A 23,027-nucleotide genomic window follows, 5' to 3' on the forward strand; every position below is an offset into this window, starting at 1 on the left:
CTTCCCTAAAACTTCACCTCGATATACGCCTTGTTCTTCAGCTCCTTGAGCCAGGACTGGAACCCATCCTCGTTCTTTTGCCGGTAGACGAGTCCCTGGATCTCGGTCCGGACTTCGGCGAAGGGCCGGAAGCCGGTCGGACTCTTCTCGTCCAGGCGGAGGATGTGCAGCCCCTGCGGCGTCTCGACCGGCTCGCTGAGCTGCCCGACCTCCAGGGTCGCGAGGGCCCGCTCGATCGGGGGGAGGAGTTCCCCCTGGCGGACGAAGCCGAGCGCGCCGCCCTTCGTCGCTTCCGGGCCGTCCGAATAGCGCATGACCATGTCGGCGAACTCCGCCCCCTGCTTGAGCTCGGCATAGGCGGCCTGGGCCCTGGCACGGACCTGGGCCCGGTCCTCGCCGGCCCGCGGGACGAGCAGAATCTGGCTGATCCGGTATTCGTCGGGCAGCAGGAACCGGCTCTGGTGCTGCATGTAATACCGCTGTAATTCGATTTCCGCCACCATCAGGTTGCTGCGGACCTCCCGGTCCACGATTTTCAACAGGACGATCTGTTCCCGGACTCCGCGCTGGACGGCCGGATTGGACTCGTCGAGCTTTTCTCCCTGCCGCTGCATTTCCTTGATGGCGGACTTCACCTCCTCATCCGGCGCCTCCACGCCGCGGACCTTGGCGGTTTGCAGCTGGAGCCTCGTCTCGATCATCTTGGTCAATGTGTCCAGCTCGGTCTGCCGGATGCGGCGCTCCAGGTCGGCCCCACGGTACTGTGCGCGGAGACGGACCTCGACGGCTTCCGTTTCCGCCTTGAGTTCCGACAGCATGATGAGCTCGGTGTTGACGACCGCCACGATGCGGTCGGCGAGGACGGCGGCGTCGGCGGGCGGGGGCGTGGCGGGGGCGGTGCCCAGGAGCACGCACAGCACCACGGCCGCCGCCCGCAGGGCGACGCGGAGCAGGGGACGCGGAAGTCTGTGCGTTGACGCGATGCCTGGCAACATGGAGCGAGAACGATCCGTCCGGCTGATCGGCCGGCCGTATACCGAACCGAAACGGGATTGGCTAGGGAGCCGGCGCGGCGGGAGGCGGACCGGCATCCTCGGTGACGAAGCGGGAGGCTTCGACCATCCGGATCGCCGCCGTTCCCCGCAGCCTCGAGAGCAGGGCTTCAAACTGCTGGCGCTCTTTTTCCGCATAGAGTTCTTGTCGCAGCCGTTCCCGCACCGCGGCGACTTCCGCCGCGCTCTCCGGTTCGCGGCCGATCAGCTTGACCAGATGGAACCCCGAGGCGGTTTCCACCGGCTCGCTGACCATGCCGGGCTTCAGCGCCAGCAACGCGGTATCCACGGCCGGCTCCACCCATCCCGGACGGTAGGAGCCCAGATCGCCGCCCCTGTATTTCGTGGCCTGATCCAGCGAGAAACGCACCGCGAGCCTGGCGAAGTCCGCTCCGAGGTCCAGCTGCCGCTTCAGATCCCTGGCCTGTTCCTCGGATTTGACCAGGATGTGCGCCGCCCGCATCTGGTCCGCCGCGTGCAACTCGGCCTGGTGGAGCGCGTAGTAGCCCTCCAGCTCTTCCTTGGAGAACGCCACCTGCGCCGTGACCGCCGCCTTCATGAGCTCGTCCAGCGCCAGCTGCTCCTTGACCCGCTCCAGCCGCTCGATCGCACGCGGGGTCCGGTCCAACCCGAGCTTGCGCGCCTCCTGCAGCAACAGCTCCCGCGAGATCAGATCGTCGAGAAACTTGCGTCGGCCTCCTTCGCTTTTGTAACGGGCCTGCACGGAGGCCGGCAGCTCCGACCAACGGTACTCGAATTCGTCCCGGGTGATGGGTTTGCTGTTGACGATCACCAGGACACGAGATTCGTCCTCGCCCGGGTCGCAGCCGGCGAGGCCGATCAGGGCCGCCACGCACGGGAGAAGCGCCCAGCGCAGGACCAGTCCTGTCGGCGTGACCCGTCTCCCCGTCGGATGACCGCTGCTCCGCTGTGCGTCCATGCCCCTCTGTGCAGATCCCTTGTCCAGAGCCTCAATCGGCCGCTCAGCTAGGTATCACAGACGGTCAGGGTTTGCAAGGCTCTGTTCAGTTCGGGGAATTGCGTGAGCCAGTCTCCCGCCGGCAGTTGCAGCTCGAAGGCCTGGGGGGAGAGCAGCCGGAACCGCCGTTGATACCGGTCCATCAGCCGCCGGATGCCGGCCTCCGGCAGCGGGGCCTTCGGGTCGAAGGTCAGCACCGCCGCCGCCGTCTTCACCTCCACCGAGGCCAGGCGCAGGGCCTTGGCCTGCAGGCGGATCTGCATGACTTCGAACAGGCGCTCGACCGGGTCGGGCAGCGGTCCGTACCGGTCCTGCACTTCCCCGTGGAGCAGGGCGAGGTCGCCCACTTGCGCCGTGGACGACAGCCGTTTGTACAGCGAGAGGCGCTGGTGGGCGTCCGCCACGTACTCGTCCGGAATGAAGGCCGAGACGTGCAGGTGCAGGGTCGGATCGAACTCCTCCTCGACCACCGTGCCCTTCAGGCGCTGCACGGCCTGCTCGACCATTTGCAGGTACAGGTCCAGTCCCACGGCGGCGATGTGCCCCGATTGCTGCTTGCCGAGCAGGTTGCCGGCGCCGCGGATTTCCAGATCGGCCGCCGCGATGCGGAACCCCGCGCCGAGTTCCGTGAACTCCTGGATCGCCACGAGGCGCTTCTGCGCATCGCCGCTCAGGGTCCCTTCGTCGGGCACGAAGAAGTAGGCGTAGGCCTGGTGGCCGGCCCGGCCCACCCGGCCCCGCAATTGGTAGAGCTGCGCGAGCCCGAAGGTGTCCGCCCGGTTCACGAGGATCGTGTTCGCATTGGGCACGTCCAGGCCCGACTGGATGATGGCCGAGGCGATGAGCACGTCCGCGTCCCGCTTGATGAACTTCAGCATGACCGCTTCCAGCAACCGTTCATCCATCTGCCCGTGGGCCATGACGATCCGCGCCTCCGGCACCAGTTGTTGCAGCCAGGCGCCGATCTTCTCCATGGTCTGGACCCGGTTGTGGACGAAGAAGGCCTGGCCGCCCCGGCCCAGCTCCCGGACGATCGCTTCCCGGATCGTCGCGTCGTTGAAGCGCAGAACCTGGCTTTTGATCGAGAGGCGGCCCATCGGCGGCGTTTCGATGACCGACAAGTCGCGGACGCCGGACATGGCCATTTGCAGGGTCCGGGGAATCGGCGTGGCGGTCAGGGTCAGCACGTCCACCTGCGTCCGCATCTGTTTGAGCCGCTCTTTGTGGCGGACCCCGAACCACTGTTCCTCGTCGATGATGACCAGCCCCAGGTCCCGGAACTGCACGTCCTTCTGGAGCAGCCGGTGCGTGCCGATCACGACGTCCACGGTGCCGGCCGCCACCTCCTTCAGCGCCGCCTTGATCTCCTTGGGGCTCTGGAACCGGGAGAGCATGGCGACTTTCGCCGGAAACGGCGCGAAGCGTTGCGAGAAGTTTTCGTAATGTTGCTGGGCCAGGAGGGTTGTGGGGACGAGCACGGCGACCTGCTTATTGTGCTCCACCGCCTTGAAGGCCGCGCGCATGGCGACTTCCGTCTTGCCGTAGCCCACGTCCCCGCAGACCAGCCGGTCCATGGGCTTGGGCGCTTCCAGGTCGCGCTTGATGTCCTCGATGGCGCGGAGCTGGTCCTGCGTCTCCTCGAACTCGAAGGCCGCCTCGAACTCGTGGGTCAGGGTGCTGTCGCCGCCGTACTCGCGGCGGTGGACCACCTCGCGGTTGGCATAGAGATCCACCAGCTCGTGGGCCATCTCCTCGATGTCCTTCTTGATCTTGGCCGTGGTCTTCGCCCAGCTGGTGCCGCCCAATCGGTCCATGCGGGGCCCCTGGCCCTCCGCCCCACGATACCGCTGGACTTGGTTGAGCCGGTCCAGCGGGACGTAGAGCGTATCGCCGCCGGCGAACTCCAGGATCAGATAATCACTCTCGAAGTCCTGCACGGACAACCGCTTGAGACCCTGATACCGGCCGATGCCGTGCTGCACGTGCACGACGTAGTCGCCGACGCTCAGGTCCTCCAGCGAGGACAGGAAGGTGGCGGTCTTGCTCTTGGGCGCCGGCCGGTGGCGCAGGCCCTTGGCGAACAATTCCTCTTCGGTGATGATCGCGCAGCGGCCTTCGGCAGAGACGAAACCGCTCGACAGATCGCCCTGCAGCAGATAGAAGGGCTGCTTCTTCAGCGCGCCCTGGGACCAAAATTGCGGCTTCCAGGGCACGGCGGGCAGGTCGTGCTCCGCGAAGAGCGCCAGCAGACGATCCACCTGGCCGCGGCTGCGCGCAACAATCAGCACCATCCCCTGGGTCCGGAGGCGATCCAGCAGGGCCAGGGTCTCGGAGAAGGGCGTGCCGCGCTGGGCCAGCCCCACGCTGGCCGGAGACTGGGCGGGAAAGGGCAGGGCCGGCTCCCAGGACCCGTCGGGGGCTGCCAGCGGTTCCGTGGCGAGGGCGGGCCAGGGCTCCATCCGTTGCCGGAGTTCGTCCCACCGGAGGTAGAGCCGGTCCGGGGGCGGGTAGGGATGCGGGCCGTTCTGGCCTCCATGGCGGCCGTAGGCCTCCGCGATCTCCTGGTGGAACAGCGCGGCTTTCTCGCTCAGGCTCTTCGGCTGATCCAGGACCACCAGCGGCTGGCCGTGAAAATAATCCAGCAGCGAGGCCATGTGTGGGTAGACGTGCGGGCCGCGCCACTCCGCGTCGGGCGGCAGGGCCTCCAGGGCCTCGGGCTGCCCGTCGGCATGGATCAATTCACGCGCCGGAAGCAGCCAGGCCTGGTTCATCTTGGCCGTGGATTTTTGCGTGGCCGTGTCGAAGCAGCGGATGGACTCCACCGTGTCTCCCAGGAACTCGACGCGCAGCGGGTCGGGAAAGGCGGTGGAAAAAATATCCACGATGCCGCCGCGGATGCTGAACTCGCCGGGGATTTCCACGACCGAGGCCCGGCGATAGCCGAGCCGCAGCAGGCGCGAGGTCAGCGCCTCGCGCTCGACGGTGTCCCCGGGCCTCAGCGGCAGGCAGGCCGAGCGGAAGACCTCCGGCGGGAGCAGGCGTTGCAGGAGCGCCGGCACGGAAGTGACGAGCAGCGTCGGGGCTTGGTCCGTCAGGCGGCGGAGGGTCCGCATCCGGCGCCCGATCAACTCCACGTGCGGCGGCGTGGCCTCGTAGGGCAACGTTTCCCATTCGGGAAAGAGAGTCAGCGGCTCGGGGGACCGACCGAGCAGGGCGAAAAAGAAACGGAGGTCCTCGTGGAACCGCTCGGCTCCGTCGTCCGTGGCGGCGACGATCAGCCAGGACGCCTCCTCGCTGGCTTGCGCGAGCAGGGTGAGGGCCAGGGCCGGCGTCGAACCCTGCAGACCGGTCAGGCAGGGCCGGCCCGCGATGCGTTCAAGCGCATCCAGGATCGGCTTGAGGACGGTCTCCCAATGGGACGCGATGTGGCCGGCAGTGGGCATGGGAATGATGGTGCAACGTTAGACGTGAAACGTACGGGGTGGCCCGTCGGAAAGCGCGGAGCGCGCGGTCACTTTTTCATCACCCGTTCACGTCTCACTTTTCACGCTTCACGCCCTCACGGATTTTGTTGATGAGGCTGGTGGTGGACGCGCCGGGAACCAGGGGAATCGTCCGGACCGTCCCGCCCCGGGCCTCCACGGTCTCGCGGCCGACGATCTGCTCCGGGGTCCAGTCGCCGCCTTTCACGAGGACGTCGGGCTGGAGCTCGGCGATGAGGCGGCCCGGGTCCGGCTCGCCGAACAGGACGACGTAGTCGACGCAAGCCAGGGCCGCGAGAACCTCGGCCCGCTGGTCTTGCGGCACGATGGGACGGTCCGGACCTTTCTGCAGGACCCGGACGGACTCGTCGCTGTTCACGCCGACCACCAGTAAGTCGCCCAGCGCCCGCGCCGCTTCCAGGTACCGGACGTGGCCCACGTGCATTAAGTCGAAGCAGCCGTTGGTGAACACGATCCGCTCGCGTCGTGCCCGCCGGGTCGCCAGTTCCGCCGCCACCTCGCCGCGACTCTTGATCTTCTCCCGCATGGGGACATCTTACTCAAACCCTCTGGGCAAATCCTAGCAGGATGTTGCAAACGGTCCCGGCTTGTCCTCGGCGCGGGGATTGACTACACTGGCGGCATGGGCGATGGGGTCTGGGTCGGCGCGGCGCTCATCATCGGCCTGGTGGGCGCCGCCGGGTACCGGTGGTATCGTCACCGCCGCGCGGGGCAGCTCGCCGATGAGTTGTTAGCCGCGGCCCTCAAAGACAAAGATTCGTTTCGACGATGACGCAGGAGTAACAAAGGAACCGCTATGGCCGACATGGGGAATGAACAGGGAGGCAAAGCGTATGCGCTCTATTCGTCGCTGCGGCGCTTCTTCGAGCCTCTGCGGGAACATTGGGACAAGCTGACGCCCCAGGAGCGGGACGTCGTCATCAAGGAGGTGGAAGGGTTCTTGAATTCTGTCCGTCCGCCTGAAAAGCACTAGCGGGGTTCGTCCAGGACCTCGCGGACCTTGTGCTCCAGGGTATCGGGCATAAACGGTTTCGGGAGGAAGGAGGCGCCGGCCGGTACGGCGTGCGCCTGGGCGGTAAAGCTCCCCGTGTAGCCCGAGATGAAGAGGAGCTTCATCTCGGGACGCAAGGGATTGAGGCGGGCGGCCAGTTCAAATCCGTTCATGCCCGGCATCACCACATCCGTGAGCAACAGATGGATGGGGCCCTGGTGTTGGTCCGAAATCCTCATGGCTTCGGCGGCGGAGCCCGCCTCCAAGACGGTGTACCCCTGTTCTTCCAGCACCGTCCGAGCCAAGCTCCGGATGGATATCTCGTCTTCGACCAGCAGGATGGTGGCCACATTTTTCGGAAGGGCCGCCGGCGCGCGGAGCTGATCGATCGGACGTGTTTTCTCATCCACGCGAGGCCAGTGAACGGTGAACGTCGTACCCTGCCCCGGGGCGCTGACGACGCTGATGACGCCCCCGCTCTGCGCCGCGATCCCGTAGACCATGGCCAACCCCAACCCCAACCATTTGCCTTCCTTGGTGGTGAAGAACGGTTCGGCCAGGCGGGCCTGCGACTCGGGATCCATGCCGACCCCGGTATCGCTCACGGTCAGCCTGACGGCCGGGCCGGGTTGACGGGCGTCGACCTGGCGGCCGTCTTGGCCCTGTTCCCACTCGACCCGGTCGGTCGCAATCGTGAGCCGCCCGCCGTCCGGCATGGCCTCCACGGCGTTGACGGCCAGTTGATGCAACAGTTCGCGAATCTGCACCGGGGCGGCGTTGATGCGGCCAAGGCCCGGGGCCAGCGTCAACGCCAGCCGGACATTCCGTCCGGTCAACTGCCGGAGCGTCGGCTCCATGTCGGCGATCACGACGTTGATGTCCAGGATCTCCTGCGGCGCATCGCGACGGCTGAAGGCCAGGAGCTGACGGGTCAAATCGGCGGCGCGCTCTCCCGCCTTCGCAATTTCTTCGATGCGATGGCGCTGGGGGTTGTCGGGCGCGATGGTGTTCAGGATGAGCTGGCTGTACCCTGTGACGATCGTCAGCATGTTGTTGAAGTCGTGCGCGATGCGCCCGGCCAACCGTCGTACCGTCTCGACCTTCTCCTGCCATGCCCCCTCGTCGAGCGGCCGCGCGTGGGCGTGCGTCGAGGGTCGTCCGTTCGTCCGGTGCGCCAAGACCCCGATCGTCCCCAGGAACCGCGGCTGTCTCGCGGCGCTGTAGAGCCCGGTCGCGCTGCACTCGACCGGCACGGCTTGCGTGTCGGGGCTCGCCTCGGTTTTGGCCATCAACCGGAGCGCGAGACGATGGGTGGCTCTCGCGCCGGTGCGTCGCTCATTGACACGGCGTTCCCCTCGGTCCCGATCTTGGGGGGCGAGGACGGTCGAGTAGGGAGTGCCGAGGAGTTCCTCCGCGCTATGGCCCAGGAGCGCCGCTACGGCCGGACTCAACGCAACGAACCGCCCGTCGGGGTCCAACTCATAGATGACGTCTTTGATGGTCTCGAAGAGGAACTTCGCCCGCTTGTCCGCAAGATCCAACCGTGCAAGCCGGTCTCGGTGTTCCAGCATGGTGCCCGTCACGACGGGCAACTCCGCCAGGTACACAGGCGACTGCAGGGACAGGACGTGGTCGGCTCCGGCCTGTGTGAGGTGGGTCGAAACCTGGGCGTCATAGTGGTCGGTCAGCACAAGAATGGCGGCGTCAGCCGATCGTCTTCTGAGCTCGGACAGGATTTCGAGCCCGCTTCGTCCGGAGAGACGTTCATCCAGCAGGGCCGCGTCGCACGTCCGTCTCGAAACCCAGTCCAAGGCCTCCTCGGCCGTATACACGGCCTCGATGTGACAGCCAGGGTAAAACCCTCGCATCCTCTGCGTGATCCGCTTGATCTCTTCCGCGCGCTCGCTTACCAACAGGAAGGAAAGGGGGGCGGTCTGTGGCATGACCTTCTCCAGCTTGGGCGTAAGAGGAGACAGCGTCCCCCTGCCCTGTACGGCATCCTTTCCCAAGAATCAAGCCTTTTTTAGGAGGAAGTACTTTCAAGGGTAGGTACCGGCAAGAACCGACAGCAATGGGAAGGAATATATCATCCCATGAACCGGCCTGACGTCCGAATCATGTGCAAGCCATCGCGCCGCCTCCGGCATTGCGTTGTGGTCGTGGCCTGTCTGCCGGCGCGCGCCTCAGTGGGGCTCGTCCAGCACTTCGCGGACCCTGTGTCCCAGCTCGTCGGGCGTGAAGGGCTTGGTCAGGAGCGTGCCGATGCCTTTGAGGCCGCCTTCGAGGGGTGCCACGTCGGCCGTATAGCCGGACATGAACAGCACGCGTATCTGCGGCTGCAGGGTCAGGATCCGCTCCGCCAGTTCCCGCCCGTTCATCCCCGGCATAATCACGTCGGTCAGGAGCAGATGCACCGGACCCCGCTGTTCGCGAACACGTCGCAGGGCCTCTTCCCCACCGCTCGTCTCCAGTACCTGATAGCCCAGGGCTTCAAGGCTGCTACGCGCCACGTCCCGCACCAGCAAGTTGTCCTCCACCAGCAGGATCGTCTCCGAGCCCCCGGCCGGCTGCAACGGGAGGGCTTCCGAACGAGCCGTCGGCTCCGGGGGCGATACCTGGGGCAGATGGATCTCGAACCGGGCTCCTTTCCCCGGTTCGCTTTCCACCTCCACGAACCCGCCGCTCTGGGTCACGATCCCATAAACCGTGGCCAGTCCCAGTCCGATCCCCCAGCGCGGCCCCTTGGTCGTGAAAAACGGCTCAAAGCAATGGTCCCGGGCATAATCGTCCATGCCCTCGCCGGTATCGCTCACGGCCAGCATCACGTGAGTTCCCGGCGTCGTGAGCGCGAGCCGCTCGGCCAGTCGCGGATTGCCCGCGACGTTTGCGGTCTCGATCGTCAGCCGACCGCCGGCGGGCATGGCATCGCGCGCATTCAACGCCAGGTTCAGGAGCACTTGCTCCATTTGCCCGCGGTCGGCGTTGATCCACCCGAGCGCGGGATCCAGTCGCGTCACCAGCGCGATGGGTGCGCCCAGCAGGGACCGCAGCGAGGAGTCCATGGCCGTCACCACGGCATTCACGTTCAACTCGGTCGGCTGCAGCACCTGTTTGCGGCTGAGGGCCAGCAACTGGTGCGTCAGGCTGGAGGCCTTCTTTCCCGCCTCTTGGAGCTGGTGCACATGGCGGGCGTGGGGTTGGTCGTCGCCCAGGCTTGCCAGCAGCATGTGGCAGCGGCCCATGACGACCGTCAACAGGTTGTTGAACTCGTGGGCGATCCCGCCGGCGAGCCGCCCGATGGCTTCCATCTTCTGCGATTGCCGTAAATGTTCCTCGCTGGCGCGCAGGGCCTCCTCCGTCCGCTTCCGCTCGCGGATGTCGCGCATGACGCAGACGATCCCGCCGCCTTCCAACGGCGTGAGGGACAGCTCCTGAGGGAAGACGGTCCTGTCACGCCGCATACCGAGCGCTTCGCCTTGCCAGTGCCGCTGCTCCTTCATCTGAGGAAGCGCGTCCCGTTCGAGTCGCTGCGCCTCGGCGTACCCGAGGACGGTCCGCCAGGGCTTGCCGATCAGCTCCTGGGCCTGCTCATACCCGTGCAGGCGGGCGAAGGCCCGGTTGACGTAGCTGAAGGTGCCCTGGGGGTCCCGCACCGCGATGCCGTCCCAGGAGGCTTCGATGGCGGCCAGCTGTTCGGAGTCGGTGATGTCCACGGAGAAGACGATGACTCCGACGACGGCCCCCTTTTCGTCGCGATACGGAACTTTGTCCGTCCGGATCCATCGTTTTTCGCCGGAACCGACCTGATAGGGCTCGACGATGCCGAGTTTCGGCTGGCCGGTCCTGATGACCTCCAGGTCGTCTTGGTGGTACTGCTTCGCTTGGTGGGGATAGAGGTCGTAAATGGACCGGCCTTCCAAGTCGCGGACCGGCATCCCGATCGAGTGAGCCGCCGTCCGGTTGACGCGCAGGATCCGATTGTCCGCGTCTTTGTACCAGATCATGGCCGGGACCGAATCGAAGATGGTCTGCCGCTCCTTCTGCGCCAGGAACAGCCGCTGCTCGGCCCGCTTGACGCGCAGCACGAGCATCGTCGCCAGCCATATGATGGCGGCGACGATGGCGCGCATGGCGAGGCCGAGTTGTCGCGGGACGCCGGGCGGCGAAGCGATGGCGCCGATGACGATCAGCACCGTATAGGCGGCCGCCAGTGCGACGGCTGCGCCTTTATTCGGGGAGCGTAGCAGGAGCAGGAGGGGCACGAGATACAGGATCTCGACCTCGACGCCCGGCGGGCTTCTCAGGTCGAGTAGGAAGATGCCCGCGGTCAGGAGGAGGGCGACCGGGGTGACGAGGAAGCGGAACGCCTGGAGGAGCCTGTTCAGGGGTAGTCCATGGCTCCCTCCCGAGACAGATGGCGAACTCGATTCGTCCCCATGTGTAGCAAGTTGGAGCCGAGAAGGCAATAGGTAGATGCTACAGGGGGTGAGGCCTACGAAGTTTCCGGTGTCCCGCCAAGTCGAATCGCCTTCGGCCCGTGCTTCTCGATGATGGCGTCCATGGCGGCGAGGGCGTGGCGCCGCCGCTGGTCGAAGAGACCTCCCGCCGCGGGGAGGAGATCGCCGAAGGTGATCCCGGCAAGCCGGTACGAGGTGTGCGGCGACAGGAGTCCGCGCAGCGTCTCGCGGATCTCCCCCCACATGACCGCGTCATCGTTCAGCGGTTGGGGGAAGCGCTGCTGCTTGGCGGTGATCCGGTGCGCTGCGTCTTTGAGTTTCACGGTAAAGGAGCCGGCCGCGAGGCCCTCCATCCGTAGCTCGTGCGTCAGCTCGCCGAGAAACCCGCGCAGCGTCCGTTCCAGGAACGCTACATCGTTCGTGTCGTGCTCGAACGTCGTCTCACGGCCAAGGCTCTTGCGTGCGCGATCCGGCACGACCGGATCATCGTCCCTCCCTTGCGCGAGCGCCTGGATGACCGGCAACCGTTTGCCCCAGGCCCGGCGCAACAGCGGCTCGAGACGGGGGTCCAGCAAGTCGCCGATCGCGCGTACGCCGAGCCGGTCCAGCGTTTCGGCGGTCTTCGGCCCGATGCCGGGCAGCGACTTCACGGGACGCGGGGCCAGGAAGGCCGCTTCGGTGCCCGGCTCGATCACCGCCAATCCGTCGGGCTTGTGCGCATCCGCGGCGACCTTGGCCACGGACTTGCCGGTGGCCAGGGCGATCGTGCACCGCAGGCCGGTCGCCTCGAGGATCGCGTCTTTGACGCGCTGCCCCAAGAACCTCGGATCGGGGTGGAGGGTTTGGAGGTCCGTCGCGTCCGCATAGAACTCGTCGATGCTGGTCCATTCGACGGCGGGAAAGAACCGGTCGGCCACCTGACGCATCTGCTCGTGCAGGCGCTGGTAGAGGGGCCGATCCGGCGGAACGAGGATCAGGTGAGGGCACAACGTGAGGGCTTGCGCCGTCGGCATGGCGGAGCGGACGCCGTACTGCCGCACCGCGTAGCTGGCGGCGGCGATGATCCCGCGCGGCGGCCGTCCTCCCACCGCGACCGGTTTCCCGGCCAGCGACGGATCGGCCAGGACGGCCGCGGACGCGAACATGGCGTCCACATCGCCGAAGAGAATCTGGCGGAACCACTTCGCCATAGAACAGAACCCCGGAGCTTATGGCTTATGGCCGATGGCCCAGACAAGAGCAGATGGCGTATAGCATATGGCTAAGAATCGGACGGAAATTTAATAGCCATGCGCTACGCTCTTGCCATAGGCTATCGGCTATAGGCTCTTCTCCGCGCTCAGCTCTTCTAAATTCCCCCGGCAACTCCCGCAGCGATGACGGCTTGGCCTGATGCTCCGCCGCTGCCGCTCGTAGGTTTGCCCGCAGTTCAGGCATCGCCAGGCGTACTTGGCCAGCCTTCGCACCGCCTCGGTCAGGTCATGACGGATGGTGATGCCCAACCCGCTCCGGTTCATGGCTTCCATCTTGCGGTGGAAGTCAGGCCCGTGGTTCGGGCGACGCTTGAGGATGTCGTATTGCCACTGGTGAATCATTTCATGGGCCAGGGTGGCGAAGATCTCCCGCTCGGCCTGGGCGGAAGAATCTCGGAGCAGCGGGGCCGAAAGACGGATCCGGCGCTGCCGTCCGCCGATCACCGGCAGGCGCGGGCCGCCCCGGCTCACGAACAGCCCGGCGGAGGCGGTCAGGCGCCGGCTCCAGACGATCTCGATGGGAGGCAGTCCCCCGTCGAACCAACGGAGGTTCAAGTCGGTCCAAAGGCGTTGCAGGTGCGCTGGGTCCACGGTCAATGTGCGGGGCAATCGGCGCGAGCTACGTCCGGGCCGCCTGCGCCAGCAGGCCCCGGACGTACAGCCGCACGCCCTCTTCCAGTGAGGTGAAGGGCGCCGTATAGCCGGCGGCGCGGAGCCGGCCCATCTTGGCCTCGGTGAAATACTGGTACCGCTCACGAATCTCGATCGGCGTGTCGATGAACTCGATCGCCTCGGGCCGTCCCAGCTCGCGAAAGACGCAGCGGACCAGGTCCAGGAACGTCCTGGCCTGTCCCGTCCCCAGGTTGAAGATCCCGCGAGCCAGCGGCTTCTCCAGCGCGAAGCGGAGGACGTCCACGACGTCGCGCACATAGATGAAGTCTCGTTTCTGTTCTCCGTCGGCGATCCCGGCCTTGTGGCTCTTGAACAGGCGGACCTTCCCCTTCGTCCGGACCTGGTCGAAGGCGTGGAGCACCACGCTGGCCATCTTGTCCTTGTGGCGCTCGCCGAAGCCGTACACGTTGAAGAACTTGAAGGCCGACCAGGCCGGCGGGGAGCTGCCGCGCCGCTCCTGGTCGAGGGCCCAACAGTCGAAGTCCTGCTTGGACTGACCGTAGGGGTTCAGCGGCTTCAGCCGGGGAATCAGGGTCTCGTCGTCGTCGTAGCCCAGCGATCCGTCGCCGTAGGTGGCCGCGCTGCTGGCGTAGACGAGGGGGAGGCGTTGTTGGACGCAGTAGGTCCAGAGGTGCTGCGAATAGTCCAGGTTGACAGATTTGAGATAGGCTTCGTTCATCTCCGTCGTGTCTGTGCAGGCGCCCAGGTGGACGACGGCCTTCAGCGCCGGCTGCTCCGTCTGGAGCCAGGACCGCAGCTCATGCAGGCTGACCCTGCTGCCGAAGTCGATCCCGGCCATCTCGGGCCTCGTCCCGAAGGATGCCAACTCATCCACCGACACGACCGGCCAGCCCTGCTCGTTGCACGAGGCCACGAATCGTGAGCCGATGAAGCCGGCGGCGCCGGTGACGAGAATGGGGTGGAGAGGTTTCATGGCGGAACGTGTCAGCTCGGTTTGCCGATCAGTGCGGCATCGATCAGTTCGCAGAGGACATGGCCGAGCGTGATGTGGCTTTCCTGAATGCGCGCGGTCACGGTCGAGGGAACGATGAAGGCATGGTCCACGATTCCCGCCAGCTTGCCGCCCTTGCCGCCGGTCCAGCCGATGGTGACCAATCCACACTCGCGCGCGGCCGCGACGGCCTTCAGCACGTTGGGAGAGTTGCCGCTGGTGCTGATCGCGATGGCGACGTCGCCCTTGCGCCCATGGGCGCGGACCTGCCGGGCAAAAATTTCGTCATAGCCGTAGTCGTTGCCGATACAGGTGACGGCCGCCATGTCCGTCGCCAGGGCCATAGCGGGGTAGGGGGATCGATCCCGGTGGTAGCGTCCCACGAATTCGGCCGCGATATGGCTGGCGTCGGTGGAGCTGCCGCCGTTGCCGAACAGCAGCACCTTCTGCCCCGCTTGAATGGCGCGGATGAGCAACTGTGCCACCAGGACGATGCGGTCGGCGTGCTCGGCGACGAACCGCCGCTTGACGTCGGCGCTTTCCTCGAACGCTTTCAGCGCCAGCTCTTTCATGGGGCGATTGTAGGCGAGGGCCTCCGGTCTGTCAAACAAGACGGGAGCCGGGCTGATCAGCCCGCGGTCTTGTCGAGCCGTCCCCGCAGTTCTTCGAGCGCCGCCAGGATTTCGGCCGGCCGCGGCGGGCAGCCGGGGATGCGAACGTCCACGGGAATGTGTCGCTCGACCGGACCGGTCACGGCGTAGCTCCCCTTGAACACCCCGCAGTTGACGGCGCAGTCCCCCAGAGCGATGACCAGCTTCGGATCGGGCGTGGCCCTGTAGACATCTTTCAAGGCCCGCTCCATGTTCACGGTGACCGGCCCGGTGACCACCAGCGCGTCGGCATGGCGGGGGGAGGCGGCCACGTGGAGGCCGAATCGCTCGCCGTCGTACACCGGGTTCATCAAGGCGTTCATCTCCATCTCGCAGGCATTGCAGGAGCCTGTGTCCACTTCACGGACGGCCAACGATCGCCGGAAAGGCGCGGCGTTTTTCCTGGCCTCCGAAGCGACCGGTTGCTCGGCCGGTCCCGCCTCTGGGTGCTGGCCCGTCACGACGCCCGTCTTGAGACTCTTCTTGATGATGCGGAACATGGTGCCCCCCAGGTGAAATCGAATCATTGACGATTGCCAGAATTGACAATTGCCAGGATTAACGGATCAGGTAATCGTCAATTCTGCGCAATTCTTCGGAATCGTCAATTTTTCACAAGTCGTTCCCCGCATACGACAAGTTGAAGCTCTTGTTGATGAGCGGGAAGTCCGGGATGATATTGCCCAGGACCGCCCACTGGATCGCCGGCCAGTTGACGAAGGAGGGATCGCGCACCTTGCAGCGGTGGATCCGTCCCTCTTCGCCGGCCATGACCACATAGAGGATCTCGCCCCGCCAGCCCTCGACCGCCGACAGGGCCCAGGAGCCGGCCGCCGGCAAGCCGGCCGGCTCCACGGCGATCGGGCCCTGCGGGATCAGCCGGCGGATTTCCCCGATCAGCCGCACGGACTCATGGATCTCGTCCATGCGAACTCGCAGGCGGGCCCGCACGTCGCCGTAGCGGTACAGGGCCACCTTCACCGGCACTTCGTCATACGCGGCAAAGGGGCGATCGCGGCGCAGGTCTCGGTCGATGCCGGAGGCCCGGCCGACCAGGCCCATGACGGCATGGTCCCAGGCGGTGCGTTCCTTGAGCACCCCCGTCGCCTCCAGCCGGTCCGTGAGCGAGGCGTTGGCAAAGATGACGGACTCAAGTTCGGAGAAGTCACGCTCAATGGCAGCGGTCTCTTCCAGCAGGCCGGACAACTGCCCGGCCGTGAGATCGCATCCGGCGCCGCCGATTTGATTGACGCCCCGGAGAAAACGGGAGCCGGTCAACCGGTCGTTGAGCTGCATGATCCGCTCTTTCATCCGGCTGCAATGGGCATGGGCCAGGGCGTAGGCCGTGTCGTTGCAGATGGCCCCGACGTCGCCCAGGTGGTTGTGCAGCCGCTCCAGTTCCAGAAAGAGGCTGCGCAAGTATCGGGCCCGCCGTGGGACCTCCAGCCCCAGCAGGGCTTCGACCGCCTGGCAGTAGGCCAGGCTGTGGCCGACGGTCGTGTCGCCGGAGACCCGCTCGGCCAGTGACAGCCCCGTCGTGAGACGTTGTCGCTCGAAGAGCTTCTCGACCCCGCGGTGCTTCCAGAAGTGATGCAGTTCGAGCTGCATGATCGGCTCGCCGGCGACCGAGAACCGGAAGTGTCCCGGTTCGATAATCCCGGCATGGATCGGTCCGACCGGCACTTCGAACACCCCTTCGCCCTCGATGCGGCGAAAGACGTGCTGCCCCTGGTGGCGCTCCAAGACGGTATCCCAGTGGAAATCTTTTTTCAGAGGATGGGTCCCTTTGGGCCAGTGCTCGTGCCTTACCAGCCGGCGTAAATCCGGGTGTCCTTGCGCGATCAGTCCGAACAGGTCCCGGATTTCGCGTTCATACCACTTGGCCGCATGGATATGGGGGGTGATGGATCGGAATAGCCGGTCGTCACCGTGCAGATCCGTGCACAGCAGCAGCCAGTCTTTTTGTTCCACCAGCGTGAATAAATAGCAGAGCTCGTACCGAGCCTCGCGGGGACGATGGTCCACCGCCCACAGGAGCGAGAGCGACCCGCGCAGATCGGGATGCGTGTGGACGAAGTGGGCCACGAGGGGCAAGGTCTCCTTGTCCAGCCTGAACCTCGGAATCCCTTGAACCTGGCTCACGTCCGCGATAGCGTTCCCGAACGCTTCTTGCAGTCGCTCCGTCGGATTGATGGTCTCGGCCATGGGGTCACCTCACCAACAGTACGGTCGTCGCGTGATCCAGCAGCGTCTTGAGCCCTTCGGGGATCGCCACACCCAACGCCACCAGCATCAGGGCCATGACGATCAACGGCACCTGTCCCATGCCCCATCCCTCCCCCCGCGCGACATGGTCCGGCGGGGTCCCCCAGACCATCGCCGTGACGCGGTAGACGAACCCGCCGAACAGCACGACGCCGAAGAGCAGAAAGACCGCCACCAGGCCCAGGCTGCGCGCCTCGTCGGCGACCGTGACGGTCAGGAACTGGCCCAGCTGCAGCGTGTTCGAGGCGAATTCCTGCGCCGCCAGCGCCGAAACGACCAGGACCTCGCTGGAGAAGAGCGCGAACGGCGGCAGGCCGGTCAGCGCCAGCCCCGCAACGAGGACCGCCGCCGCGGTCAGAGGTTGGGCCCTGGCCAGCCCCCGTACCTCTCCGATCTCCAGGGTGTCGAACCGCCGGTGGATGTTGCCGGCCGCAAAAAACGCCAGCGATTTGGCCAGGGCATGGTTGAGCAGGTGTAGGAGCCCGCCGAAGGTGCCGACCGGGCCTCCGACTCCGAACCCGACCATGGCCAGCCCCATGTGTTCGATGCTGGAATAGGCGAAGAGTCGCTTGTAATTGTGTTGGATCAGGACGAACAGGGCCGCCAAGGCGAACGACACCAGCCCGAACAGTATGAGCAGGTCCCCGGCGAACTGGGACGGGATCGCCCGGTCCACGATGGTCTTGCTGCGCAGCACTGCATAGACCGCCACTGTCTCCAGGACGCCGGCCAACATGGCCGCCACCGGGGCGGGCGCTTCGCTGTAGGCTTCCGGCACCCAGGTATGCATGGGGACCAGCCCGACCTTTGTACCGTATCCGACCAGGATGAAGATGAAGGCCAGCGTGAGCACGTGTGGGTCCAGCCGGTCGGCCACCTCCAGGAGCTTGGTGACGTTGAGCGCGGTGCTGACGTCGCCGAGCACCCGCACGGAGGAGTAGTAGGTCAGCACGGTGCCGAACAGGGCCAGCGCGATCCCCACCGAGCAGAGGATCAGGTATTTCCACCCGGCCTCCAGCGCCTCGCGCGTCCGGAAGAACGCGATCAGGAACGTGGTGGCCAGCGTCGTGCCCTCGATCGCCACCCACAGGACGCCCAGGCTGTTGGCCATGGTGGCCGCCACCATCGCCAACAGGAACATGTGGAACAGAAAGAAGAACCGGCTGAGACGCTTCGGCCCGATCGTCCCGCGGGCCAGATGGTGGTCCATGTACGACCACATATACAGCGAGCAGGACAGCCCGATCACGGCGATGATGAACAGGATGAACGCCGAGAGCGCGTCCACGTAGACGAAATCCCCCAGCGCCGTCACCGGCCCCTCGGTCAGCACCCGATGGCCGAGGGAGGCCTCGGCGGCGACGATCGCCGCCATCGAGGTGAAATTCACCCCATGCAGGATGCGCGCCCTGCGGATCACCAGGCTGAGCAGCCCCGCGAGCAGCGGCCCGCCCAACAGGACCAGGATGGCCGTCATACGAGTCTCTGTTCCTCCTATTCCTTCAGGGTCGTGAGCTGGCTCGTATCCAGGCTGTCGAAGGCGTCCTGGATCCGGTGGGTATAGATGCCGACGATCAGGCTGGCGACCAGCACGTCGAAGAACACGCCCAGCTCCACGATGAGCGGCATGCCGTAGGCGGCCGCCGTGGCCCCCAGGAACAGGCCGTTCTCCATCACCAGGAAGCCGACCACCTGGGTCACCGCTTTCTTGCGGGCGATCATCGTGAAGAAGCCGATCAGCACGATCGCCAGCGCGATCGCCAACGAGTCCCGCGTGAGCAGGAACCCCAGGGGGATGATGGGCTGCGTGATGAAGAAGGCCAGGATCACCAGGGCGCCGCAGATCAGCAGGCCGGCGGGCACGTTGACGTTCATCTGCAGCTCGCGGGTCACGTTGAGCCGCTCGATCACCTTTTTGAGAATGCGCGGAATGACGAGCCCTTTGATCAGCACCGTCATGGCGGCGGCCAGGTAGAGGTGATGGATGCCCGTCAGGAACGCCACCAGCGCCGTTGTGGCGGCCAGGAAACCCGACTGCAGGGCGAACAGCTCCACACAGGCCGACAGGCGGCGCTGCGCCACGATGGCGAAGCAGGTCAGGAGCAGCAGCGCCGAGCAGAGGTCGACCAATTGGGTCCCGATGTGAGGATCGATCGCCGGCATCTCAGCCTCGGAGCGTGTAAAAGAACACCAGTCCCAGCAACGCCAGGATGAACGCGACGCCCAGGAGCTCGGGCACCCGGAACAGCCGCAGCTTGGCGAACATGGATTCGATGACGCCGATCAGCACCGCCAGCCCCGAGACCTTGACCAGGTAGACCGCCAGGCCGATCCCGATCGCCGCCGGGGTCGGGCTGGTGGCGATCCCCCAGGGGGCAAACACGTTGGCGATCAGAGTCAGGAGCACCAGCAGCTTGATCCCCGCCGCCCATTCGAGCAGCGCCAAGTACCGTCCGGAGTACTCCAACACCATCGCCTCGTGGATCATCGTCAGCTCCAGGTGCGTGGCGGGATTGTCCACGGGGACGCGGCCGGTCTCGGCCAGGGTCACGATAAACAGGGCGGCCAGGGCCATCAGGTGGGGGGCCGGGTCGGTGACGATCCCCTCCAGCAGCGCCGTCTTATGGACGATGGTGCTCAGGTTCGTGGAGCCGGCCGTGAGCGCGATGGCGAAGATCGAGACGATCATGGCCGGCTCCGTCAGGGAGGCCACGATGGCCTCGCGGCTGCTGCCCATCCCGCCGAACGCCGATCCGGCGTCGAGGCCGGCCAGGATCAGGAAGAAGGTGCCCAGCGCCAGGAGATACACCAGCGCGATGATGTTGCCGGCGAAGCTGAGCGGCATCTGCGAGGCGAAAATCGGCACCAACAGCCCGGCCGCCAACGTGGATGCGAACAGGATGTAGGGCGTGGCGGTGAAGATCCACGAGGTGGCGGTCGAGACGACCGGCTCCTTCCGGAACAGCTTGGCCAGGTCGGCATAGGGCTGGAACGGGCTCGCCCCGCGCCGGCATTGCAGGCGCGCCTTGACCTTGCGGATCAGCCCCACGATGAAAGGGGCGACGGCCAGCAAGATCAGCGTCTGCAGGAGCACCAGCGTCATGGCGTGCAACATCGGTGGCATCCCCTAAACCGCCGTCAGCAGGAGCAGGATGAGGGTCACAAAAATATAGGCCAGGTAGAGGTTCAGGTTCCCGGTCTGGATGATCCGGAGGCGGCCGGCCGCGGCTGAAAAGAACAGGACCACCGGATCGTAGAGGTATTTCTGGAACACCGGCTCGATGTGAAACTCGAACCGCCTGCGTTTGGCGAAGTACTGCGACTCGTCGAGAAATTCCGTCTCCAGCTTCACCGTGGGTCGGTACAGGGTGCTGAAGACCCGCTTGATCGGCTGGACGAAGCCGGTCGCGGTATATTCCATCCGGGGCGTGAGGGTGATCCCGCAGCCCCAGGTCTTGTACGCGCGCCGCTTGAGGCGGCCGCCGAAGATCCAGGCCAGCAGCAGGCCCAGGCCGGCCAGCGCGATCAGCATCACCGCGATGGCGGGCGTCGAGATGCTGGAAAACTCGACGTTCGTCGGCGCCACCGCCCAGCCGTCGAGCGCCAGCACCCGGCCTTCGATCGAGACGCCGGCCAGCGGCCCGGTCACCCGGTCCAGCAGCGGCACGACCACCATCGGGGCCAGGCCGAGGAAGGCACAGGCGGCGGCCAGCCCGCCCATGCCGAGGCGCATCGCGACGGGCACTTCTTCGGCATGGCGCGCATGCGCACTGCGCGGCAAGGCCAGGAACGACAGGCCGAAGGCCTTGGCGAAGCAGGCCAGCGCCAGGGCGCTCGTCAAGGCGAGGATCGCGGCGGCGATCGGGAGCATCAGCTTGAGGAACACCGCGGGGAGATGGAAGCTCAGAAACAGGCTTTGAAAGACCAGCCACTCGCTGACGAACCCGTTCGTGGGCGGCAGGGCGGCGATCGAGACCGCCCCGATCAGGAAACAGAATCCCGTCCAGGGCATGCGGCGGAGCAGCCCTCCGTACTCTTCCATGTTTCTCGTGTGGGTCGCGTAGAGCAGCGAGCCGGCGCCCAGAAACAGCAGCGCTTTGAAGAGGGCGTGGTTGATCGTATGGTACAGACCGGCCAAGAGACCCAGCGCGGCCAACTCCGGCAGCCCGTAGGTCTGGAAGATCATCCCGGCGCCGATGCCCAACAGGATGATCCCGATGTTTTCGACGCTGTGGAAAGCCAGCAGGCTCTTGAGATCATGTTCCATCAGCGCATACATGACGCCCAGCAGAGCCGACGCGGCGCCGACCGCCAGGATCGTAAAGCCCCACCACCAGGGAAACTGGCCGCCCAGAAAATCGAAATAGACCCGCAGGAGGGCATAGATGGCCGTCTTGATCATCACCCCGGACATGAGCGCCGACACGTGCGAGGGGGCGGCCGGGTGCGCGTAGGGGAGCCAGACGTGCAAGGGGACGATGCCGGCCTTGACGCCGAACCCGATCAGGGCGGCGAGGAAGGCCAGCGTGCGCAGCCCCTCGGCTAACGGCTGTTCGGGATGCCGGAAGGCCTCGAACGAGAACGAGCCGGTCTGCTGGAAGAAAATCAGGAACGTCAGGATGATGAAAGCCGTCCCGACGTGCGTCATGATCAAATAGAACAACCCCGCGTACCGGACGTCGGCGTTCTCGTGCTCCGTCACGACCAGGACATAGGATACCAGCGACATCAGCTCCCAGACGATCAGGAAAAAGAACCCGTTGTCGGCGATGATCACCAAGGTCATGGACAGGAGGAAGCCGTTGTAGAGGGAGCCCATCAGTCCGATGGGCGACCGTCCGTAAAACTCAGCGAGGTAGCCGAGGGCATAGACAGAGACCGCCAGCCCGGCCAGCGAGATCGTGAGCACGAAAAAAGCCGCCAGCGGGTCGATCCTGATGGCAAAGGCGAGGAGCGGGAGCGTGGAGGGGAGGGAGGCGTTCAGCGGTGCGGACGCCAGCAACCCCGTCACGCCGAGCAGGATGCCGAACAGGCTCGCCGCAATAGCCGAGCCGTTGGCGAGGATGTTCTGAGCCTTGGGGCGCCCCGGCAGACAGGGGGGAAGCAGGATGCCGGCCGTGTAGCAGGCGAGCAAGCCCAGGAGCGCCAGCGTCATCATTGCGACCCTGTCATCCGCAAGAAGGCGCCTGTCAACATGCTAGTCCTTCGCCGTTTTGAAGGCACCTTCCGGCATGACGAATTCCGGACCGGTTGCGGAACCAGGTGGATCACGGTGCAAGATCGGAGCGCCAAGCGGCAGGAGGGCTTGGCCGGTGAACGCCTGTGAAAGACTCGCAATGGCATGATAGAACGCGAGCACGCCGATGGCCAGATGTCCCAGTCCTGGGAGTGTCTTCGAGATCAACCCCAGCCCGACGCACACGGCAGCCAGGAACGTCAGCGTGATAACCAAATGCAGCAGGCTCAATACGACGGATCGATACGCCGTCAGGTAGACCATGACCGCCGAGAAGATTAAGTATACCAGTTTAATCGGAACATATAACAACCCGTCAAAATTGAAGGTGGTGCTCTCACTCAGCAACTCGGCCCCGAACACCGTGAGCCAATAGAATCCATACATGGTCAGCGCGGTTCCGCCCAGCTGCTCGTTGTAGCGGATATCGGTGAAACCGGCCAATAATTGAACCACCCCGCCAAAGATGATGGCGATGACGAACACGCCGACCTTATCTTCTTCGCCGATCAGCTTGAGTTGCGCCATGCCCAACGTCAGCGCTCCGACGGCAAGGCCGAACAATCCGATGGCCAACACATCAATGCGGCGATTCAGGCTTTCCTCTTTCGTCATTCATTCCCTCTCAGAAAGTTGACTGCGCCACAAACCGGCCGGAACTTTTCACACACGGCGTTGGCCCAGTCCCGACATGGTAGCCCCAGAGGAAAAAGAACAACGACCGCATAGCTGGCGAGGAGGATTCGCGGCAATTGAGCATGCGGTCGGCGTGCAGATTAACGTTCTTGGCGAATTAAGGTGGGGACGAGCTGGCTCTGAACATCGTCCGTATGCCGTAGCGGGTAGAGGGGTGGTCAACCACCTGACCGGCATAGAGCCGCCCGGTCGGAGCGGAAATCGCCATCGTCTTTATCCGTTCAGTGGGCCTGCTTTTTGATCATCGGATCGATTTCTTTCTTCGTGTCCTCGGTCACGTTGTAGCGCACATACGCATGATCCAACACCTCGTTGGCGTAG

General features: G+C 65.3%; 18 protein-coding genes. All 18 read right to left on the bottom strand.

Annotated features, from left to right (window positions below; all coding sequences use genetic code 11):
- Positions 1 to 5: 5 nt before the first annotated feature.
- Complete coding sequence (locus EPO61_02295) at positions 6 to 1,190, bottom strand: hypothetical protein (GenBank protein ID TAJ10664.1); 1,185 nt, start codon at positions 1,188 to 1,190, stop codon at positions 6 to 8.
- Positions 1,057 to 1,992 (bottom strand): hypothetical protein, encoded by a 936-nt coding sequence (locus EPO61_02300; GenBank protein ID TAJ10665.1) that lies wholly within the window; start codon positions 1,990 to 1,992, stop codon positions 1,057 to 1,059. Before EPO61_02300 ends, EPO61_02295 begins: the two co-directional genes overlap by 134 nt.
- 47 nt (positions 1,993 to 2,039) lie before the next feature.
- On the bottom strand, positions 2,040 to 5,474 hold the full coding sequence (mfd, locus tag EPO61_02305) for a transcription-repair coupling factor (GenBank protein TAJ10666.1): 3,435 nt from the start codon (positions 5,472 to 5,474) through the stop codon (positions 2,040 to 2,042).
- A gap of 94 nt (positions 5,475 to 5,568) precedes the next feature.
- Positions 5,569 to 6,060, bottom strand: coding sequence for a D-glycero-beta-D-manno-heptose 1-phosphate adenylyltransferase (rfaE2, locus tag EPO61_02310; protein ID TAJ10667.1), 492 nt, complete (start codon positions 6,058 to 6,060; stop codon positions 5,569 to 5,571).
- A 443-nt stretch (positions 6,061 to 6,503) separates the two neighbouring features.
- Entirely contained in the window at positions 6,504 to 8,468 is a 1,965-nt protein-coding gene (locus EPO61_02315; protein TAJ10668.1) for a response regulator, read from the bottom strand.
- 240 nt (positions 8,469 to 8,708) lie between these two features.
- On the bottom strand, positions 8,709 to 10,991 hold the full coding sequence (locus EPO61_02320; GenBank protein TAJ10669.1) for a PAS domain-containing sensor histidine kinase: 2,283 nt from the start codon (positions 10,989 to 10,991) through the stop codon (positions 8,709 to 8,711).
- A 26-nt stretch (positions 10,992 to 11,017) separates the two neighbouring features.
- The gene (locus EPO61_02325) at positions 11,018 to 12,172 is read right to left on the bottom strand and encodes a DNA polymerase IV (GenBank protein ID TAJ10670.1); all 1,155 of its coding nucleotides are present in this window, start codon (positions 12,170 to 12,172) and stop codon (positions 11,018 to 11,020) included.
- Positions 12,173 to 12,301: 129 nt separating this feature from the next.
- Positions 12,302 to 12,991 (bottom strand): M48 family peptidase, encoded by a 690-nt coding sequence (locus EPO61_02330; protein ID TAJ10671.1) that lies wholly within the window; start codon positions 12,989 to 12,991, stop codon positions 12,302 to 12,304.
- On the bottom strand, positions 12,855 to 13,841 hold the full coding sequence (gene rfaD, locus EPO61_02335) for an ADP-glyceromanno-heptose 6-epimerase (GenBank protein TAJ10672.1): 987 nt from the start codon (positions 13,839 to 13,841) through the stop codon (positions 12,855 to 12,857). The genes EPO61_02330 and rfaD overlap by 137 nt, the downstream gene beginning before the upstream one ends.
- 11 nt (positions 13,842 to 13,852) lie before the next feature.
- Complete coding sequence (locus EPO61_02340; protein TAJ10673.1) at positions 13,853 to 14,431, bottom strand: SIS domain-containing protein; 579 nt, start codon at positions 14,429 to 14,431, stop codon at positions 13,853 to 13,855.
- Between the two features lie 56 nt (positions 14,432 to 14,487).
- The gene (nuoB, locus tag EPO61_02345) at positions 14,488 to 15,009 is read right to left on the bottom strand and encodes an NADH-quinone oxidoreductase subunit NuoB (GenBank protein TAJ10687.1); all 522 of its coding nucleotides are present in this window, start codon (positions 15,007 to 15,009) and stop codon (positions 14,488 to 14,490) included.
- A gap of 112 nt (positions 15,010 to 15,121) precedes the next feature.
- Positions 15,122 to 16,714: a hydrogenase large subunit gene (locus tag EPO61_02350; protein ID TAJ10674.1), complete on the bottom strand. Its 1,593-nt coding sequence runs from the start codon at positions 16,712 to 16,714 to the stop codon at positions 15,122 to 15,124.
- A 4-nt stretch (positions 16,715 to 16,718) separates the two neighbouring features.
- Complete coding sequence (locus tag EPO61_02355) at positions 16,719 to 18,251, bottom strand: hydrogenase 4 subunit F (GenBank protein ID TAJ10675.1); 1,533 nt, start codon at positions 18,249 to 18,251, stop codon at positions 16,719 to 16,721.
- A gap of 17 nt (positions 18,252 to 18,268) precedes the next feature.
- Positions 18,269 to 18,937, bottom strand: a complete 669-nt coding sequence (locus EPO61_02360; GenBank protein TAJ10676.1) for a hydrogenase — start codon at positions 18,935 to 18,937, stop codon at positions 18,269 to 18,271.
- A gap of 1 nt (position 18,938) precedes the next feature.
- Complete coding sequence (locus EPO61_02365) at positions 18,939 to 19,877, bottom strand: formate hydrogenlyase (GenBank protein TAJ10688.1); 939 nt, start codon at positions 19,875 to 19,877, stop codon at positions 18,939 to 18,941.
- A 24-nt stretch (positions 19,878 to 19,901) separates the two neighbouring features.
- Positions 19,902 to 21,932 (bottom strand): hydrogenase 4 subunit B, encoded by a 2,031-nt coding sequence (locus EPO61_02370; protein TAJ10677.1) that lies wholly within the window; start codon positions 21,930 to 21,932, stop codon positions 19,902 to 19,904.
- Between the two features lie 39 nt (positions 21,933 to 21,971).
- Entirely contained in the window at positions 21,972 to 22,625 is a 654-nt protein-coding gene (locus EPO61_02375) for a hypothetical protein (GenBank protein TAJ10678.1), read from the bottom strand.
- Positions 22,626 to 22,927: 302 nt separating this feature from the next.
- Positions 22,928 to 23,027: carboxypeptidase regulatory-like domain-containing protein (locus tag EPO61_02380; protein ID TAJ10679.1), on the bottom strand; the 100-nt coding region annotated here is incomplete at its 5' end.

This window comes from Nitrospirota bacterium (genome assembly GCA_004296885.1).
Classification (GTDB): Bacteria; Nitrospirota; Nitrospiria; order Nitrospirales; family Nitrospiraceae; genus SYGV01.

What these genes read in the sequence shown, in the direction of transcription:
- EPO61_02365 (TAJ10688.1), bottom strand. Translation starts at nt 19,877, where the DNA reads ATGACGCTGGTGCTCCTGCAGACGCTGATCTTGCTGGCCGTCGCCCCT.
- rfaD (TAJ10672.1), bottom strand. Translation starts at nt 13,841, where the DNA reads ATGAAACCTCTCCACCCCATTCTCGTCACCGGCGCCGCCGGCTTCATC.
- EPO61_02300 (TAJ10665.1), bottom strand. Translation starts at nt 1,992, where the DNA reads ATGGACGCACAGCGGAGCAGCGGTCATCCGACGGGGAGACGGGTCACG.
- EPO61_02325 (TAJ10670.1), bottom strand. Translation starts at nt 12,172, where the DNA reads ATGGCGAAGTGGTTCCGCCAGATTCTCTTCGGCGATGTGGACGCCATG.
- rfaE2 (TAJ10667.1), bottom strand. Translation starts at nt 6,060, where the DNA reads ATGCGGGAGAAGATCAAGAGTCGCGGCGAGGTGGCGGCGGAACTGGCG.
- EPO61_02350 (TAJ10674.1), bottom strand. Translation starts at nt 16,714, where the DNA reads ATGGCCGAGACCATCAATCCGACGGAGCGACTGCAAGAAGCGTTCGGG.
- EPO61_02315 (TAJ10668.1), bottom strand. Translation starts at nt 8,468, where the DNA reads ATGCCACAGACCGCCCCCCTTTCCTTCCTGTTGGTAAGCGAGCGCGCG.
- EPO61_02370 (TAJ10677.1), bottom strand. Translation starts at nt 21,932, where the DNA reads ATGATGACGCTGGCGCTCCTGGGCTTGCTCGCCTGCTACACGGCCGGC.
- EPO61_02360 (TAJ10676.1), bottom strand. Translation starts at nt 18,937, where the DNA reads ATGCCGGCGATCGATCCTCACATCGGGACCCAATTGGTCGACCTCTGC.
- EPO61_02375 (TAJ10678.1), bottom strand. Translation starts at nt 22,625, where the DNA reads ATGACGAAAGAGGAAAGCCTGAATCGCCGCATTGATGTGTTGGCCATC.
- nuoB (TAJ10687.1), bottom strand. Translation starts at nt 15,009, where the DNA reads ATGTTCCGCATCATCAAGAAGAGTCTCAAGACGGGCGTCGTGACGGGC.
- EPO61_02295 (TAJ10664.1), bottom strand. Translation starts at nt 1,190, where the DNA reads ATGCGGAAAAAGAGCGCCAGCAGTTTGAAGCCCTGCTCTCGAGGCTGC.
- EPO61_02355 (TAJ10675.1), bottom strand. Translation starts at nt 18,251, where the DNA reads ATGACGGCCATCCTGGTCCTGTTGGGCGGGCCGCTGCTCGCGGGGCTG.
- EPO61_02340 (TAJ10673.1), bottom strand. Translation starts at nt 14,431, where the DNA reads ATGAAAGAGCTGGCGCTGAAAGCGTTCGAGGAAAGCGCCGACGTCAAG.
- mfd (TAJ10666.1), bottom strand. Translation starts at nt 5,474, where the DNA reads ATGCCCACTGCCGGCCACATCGCGTCCCATTGGGAGACCGTCCTCAAG.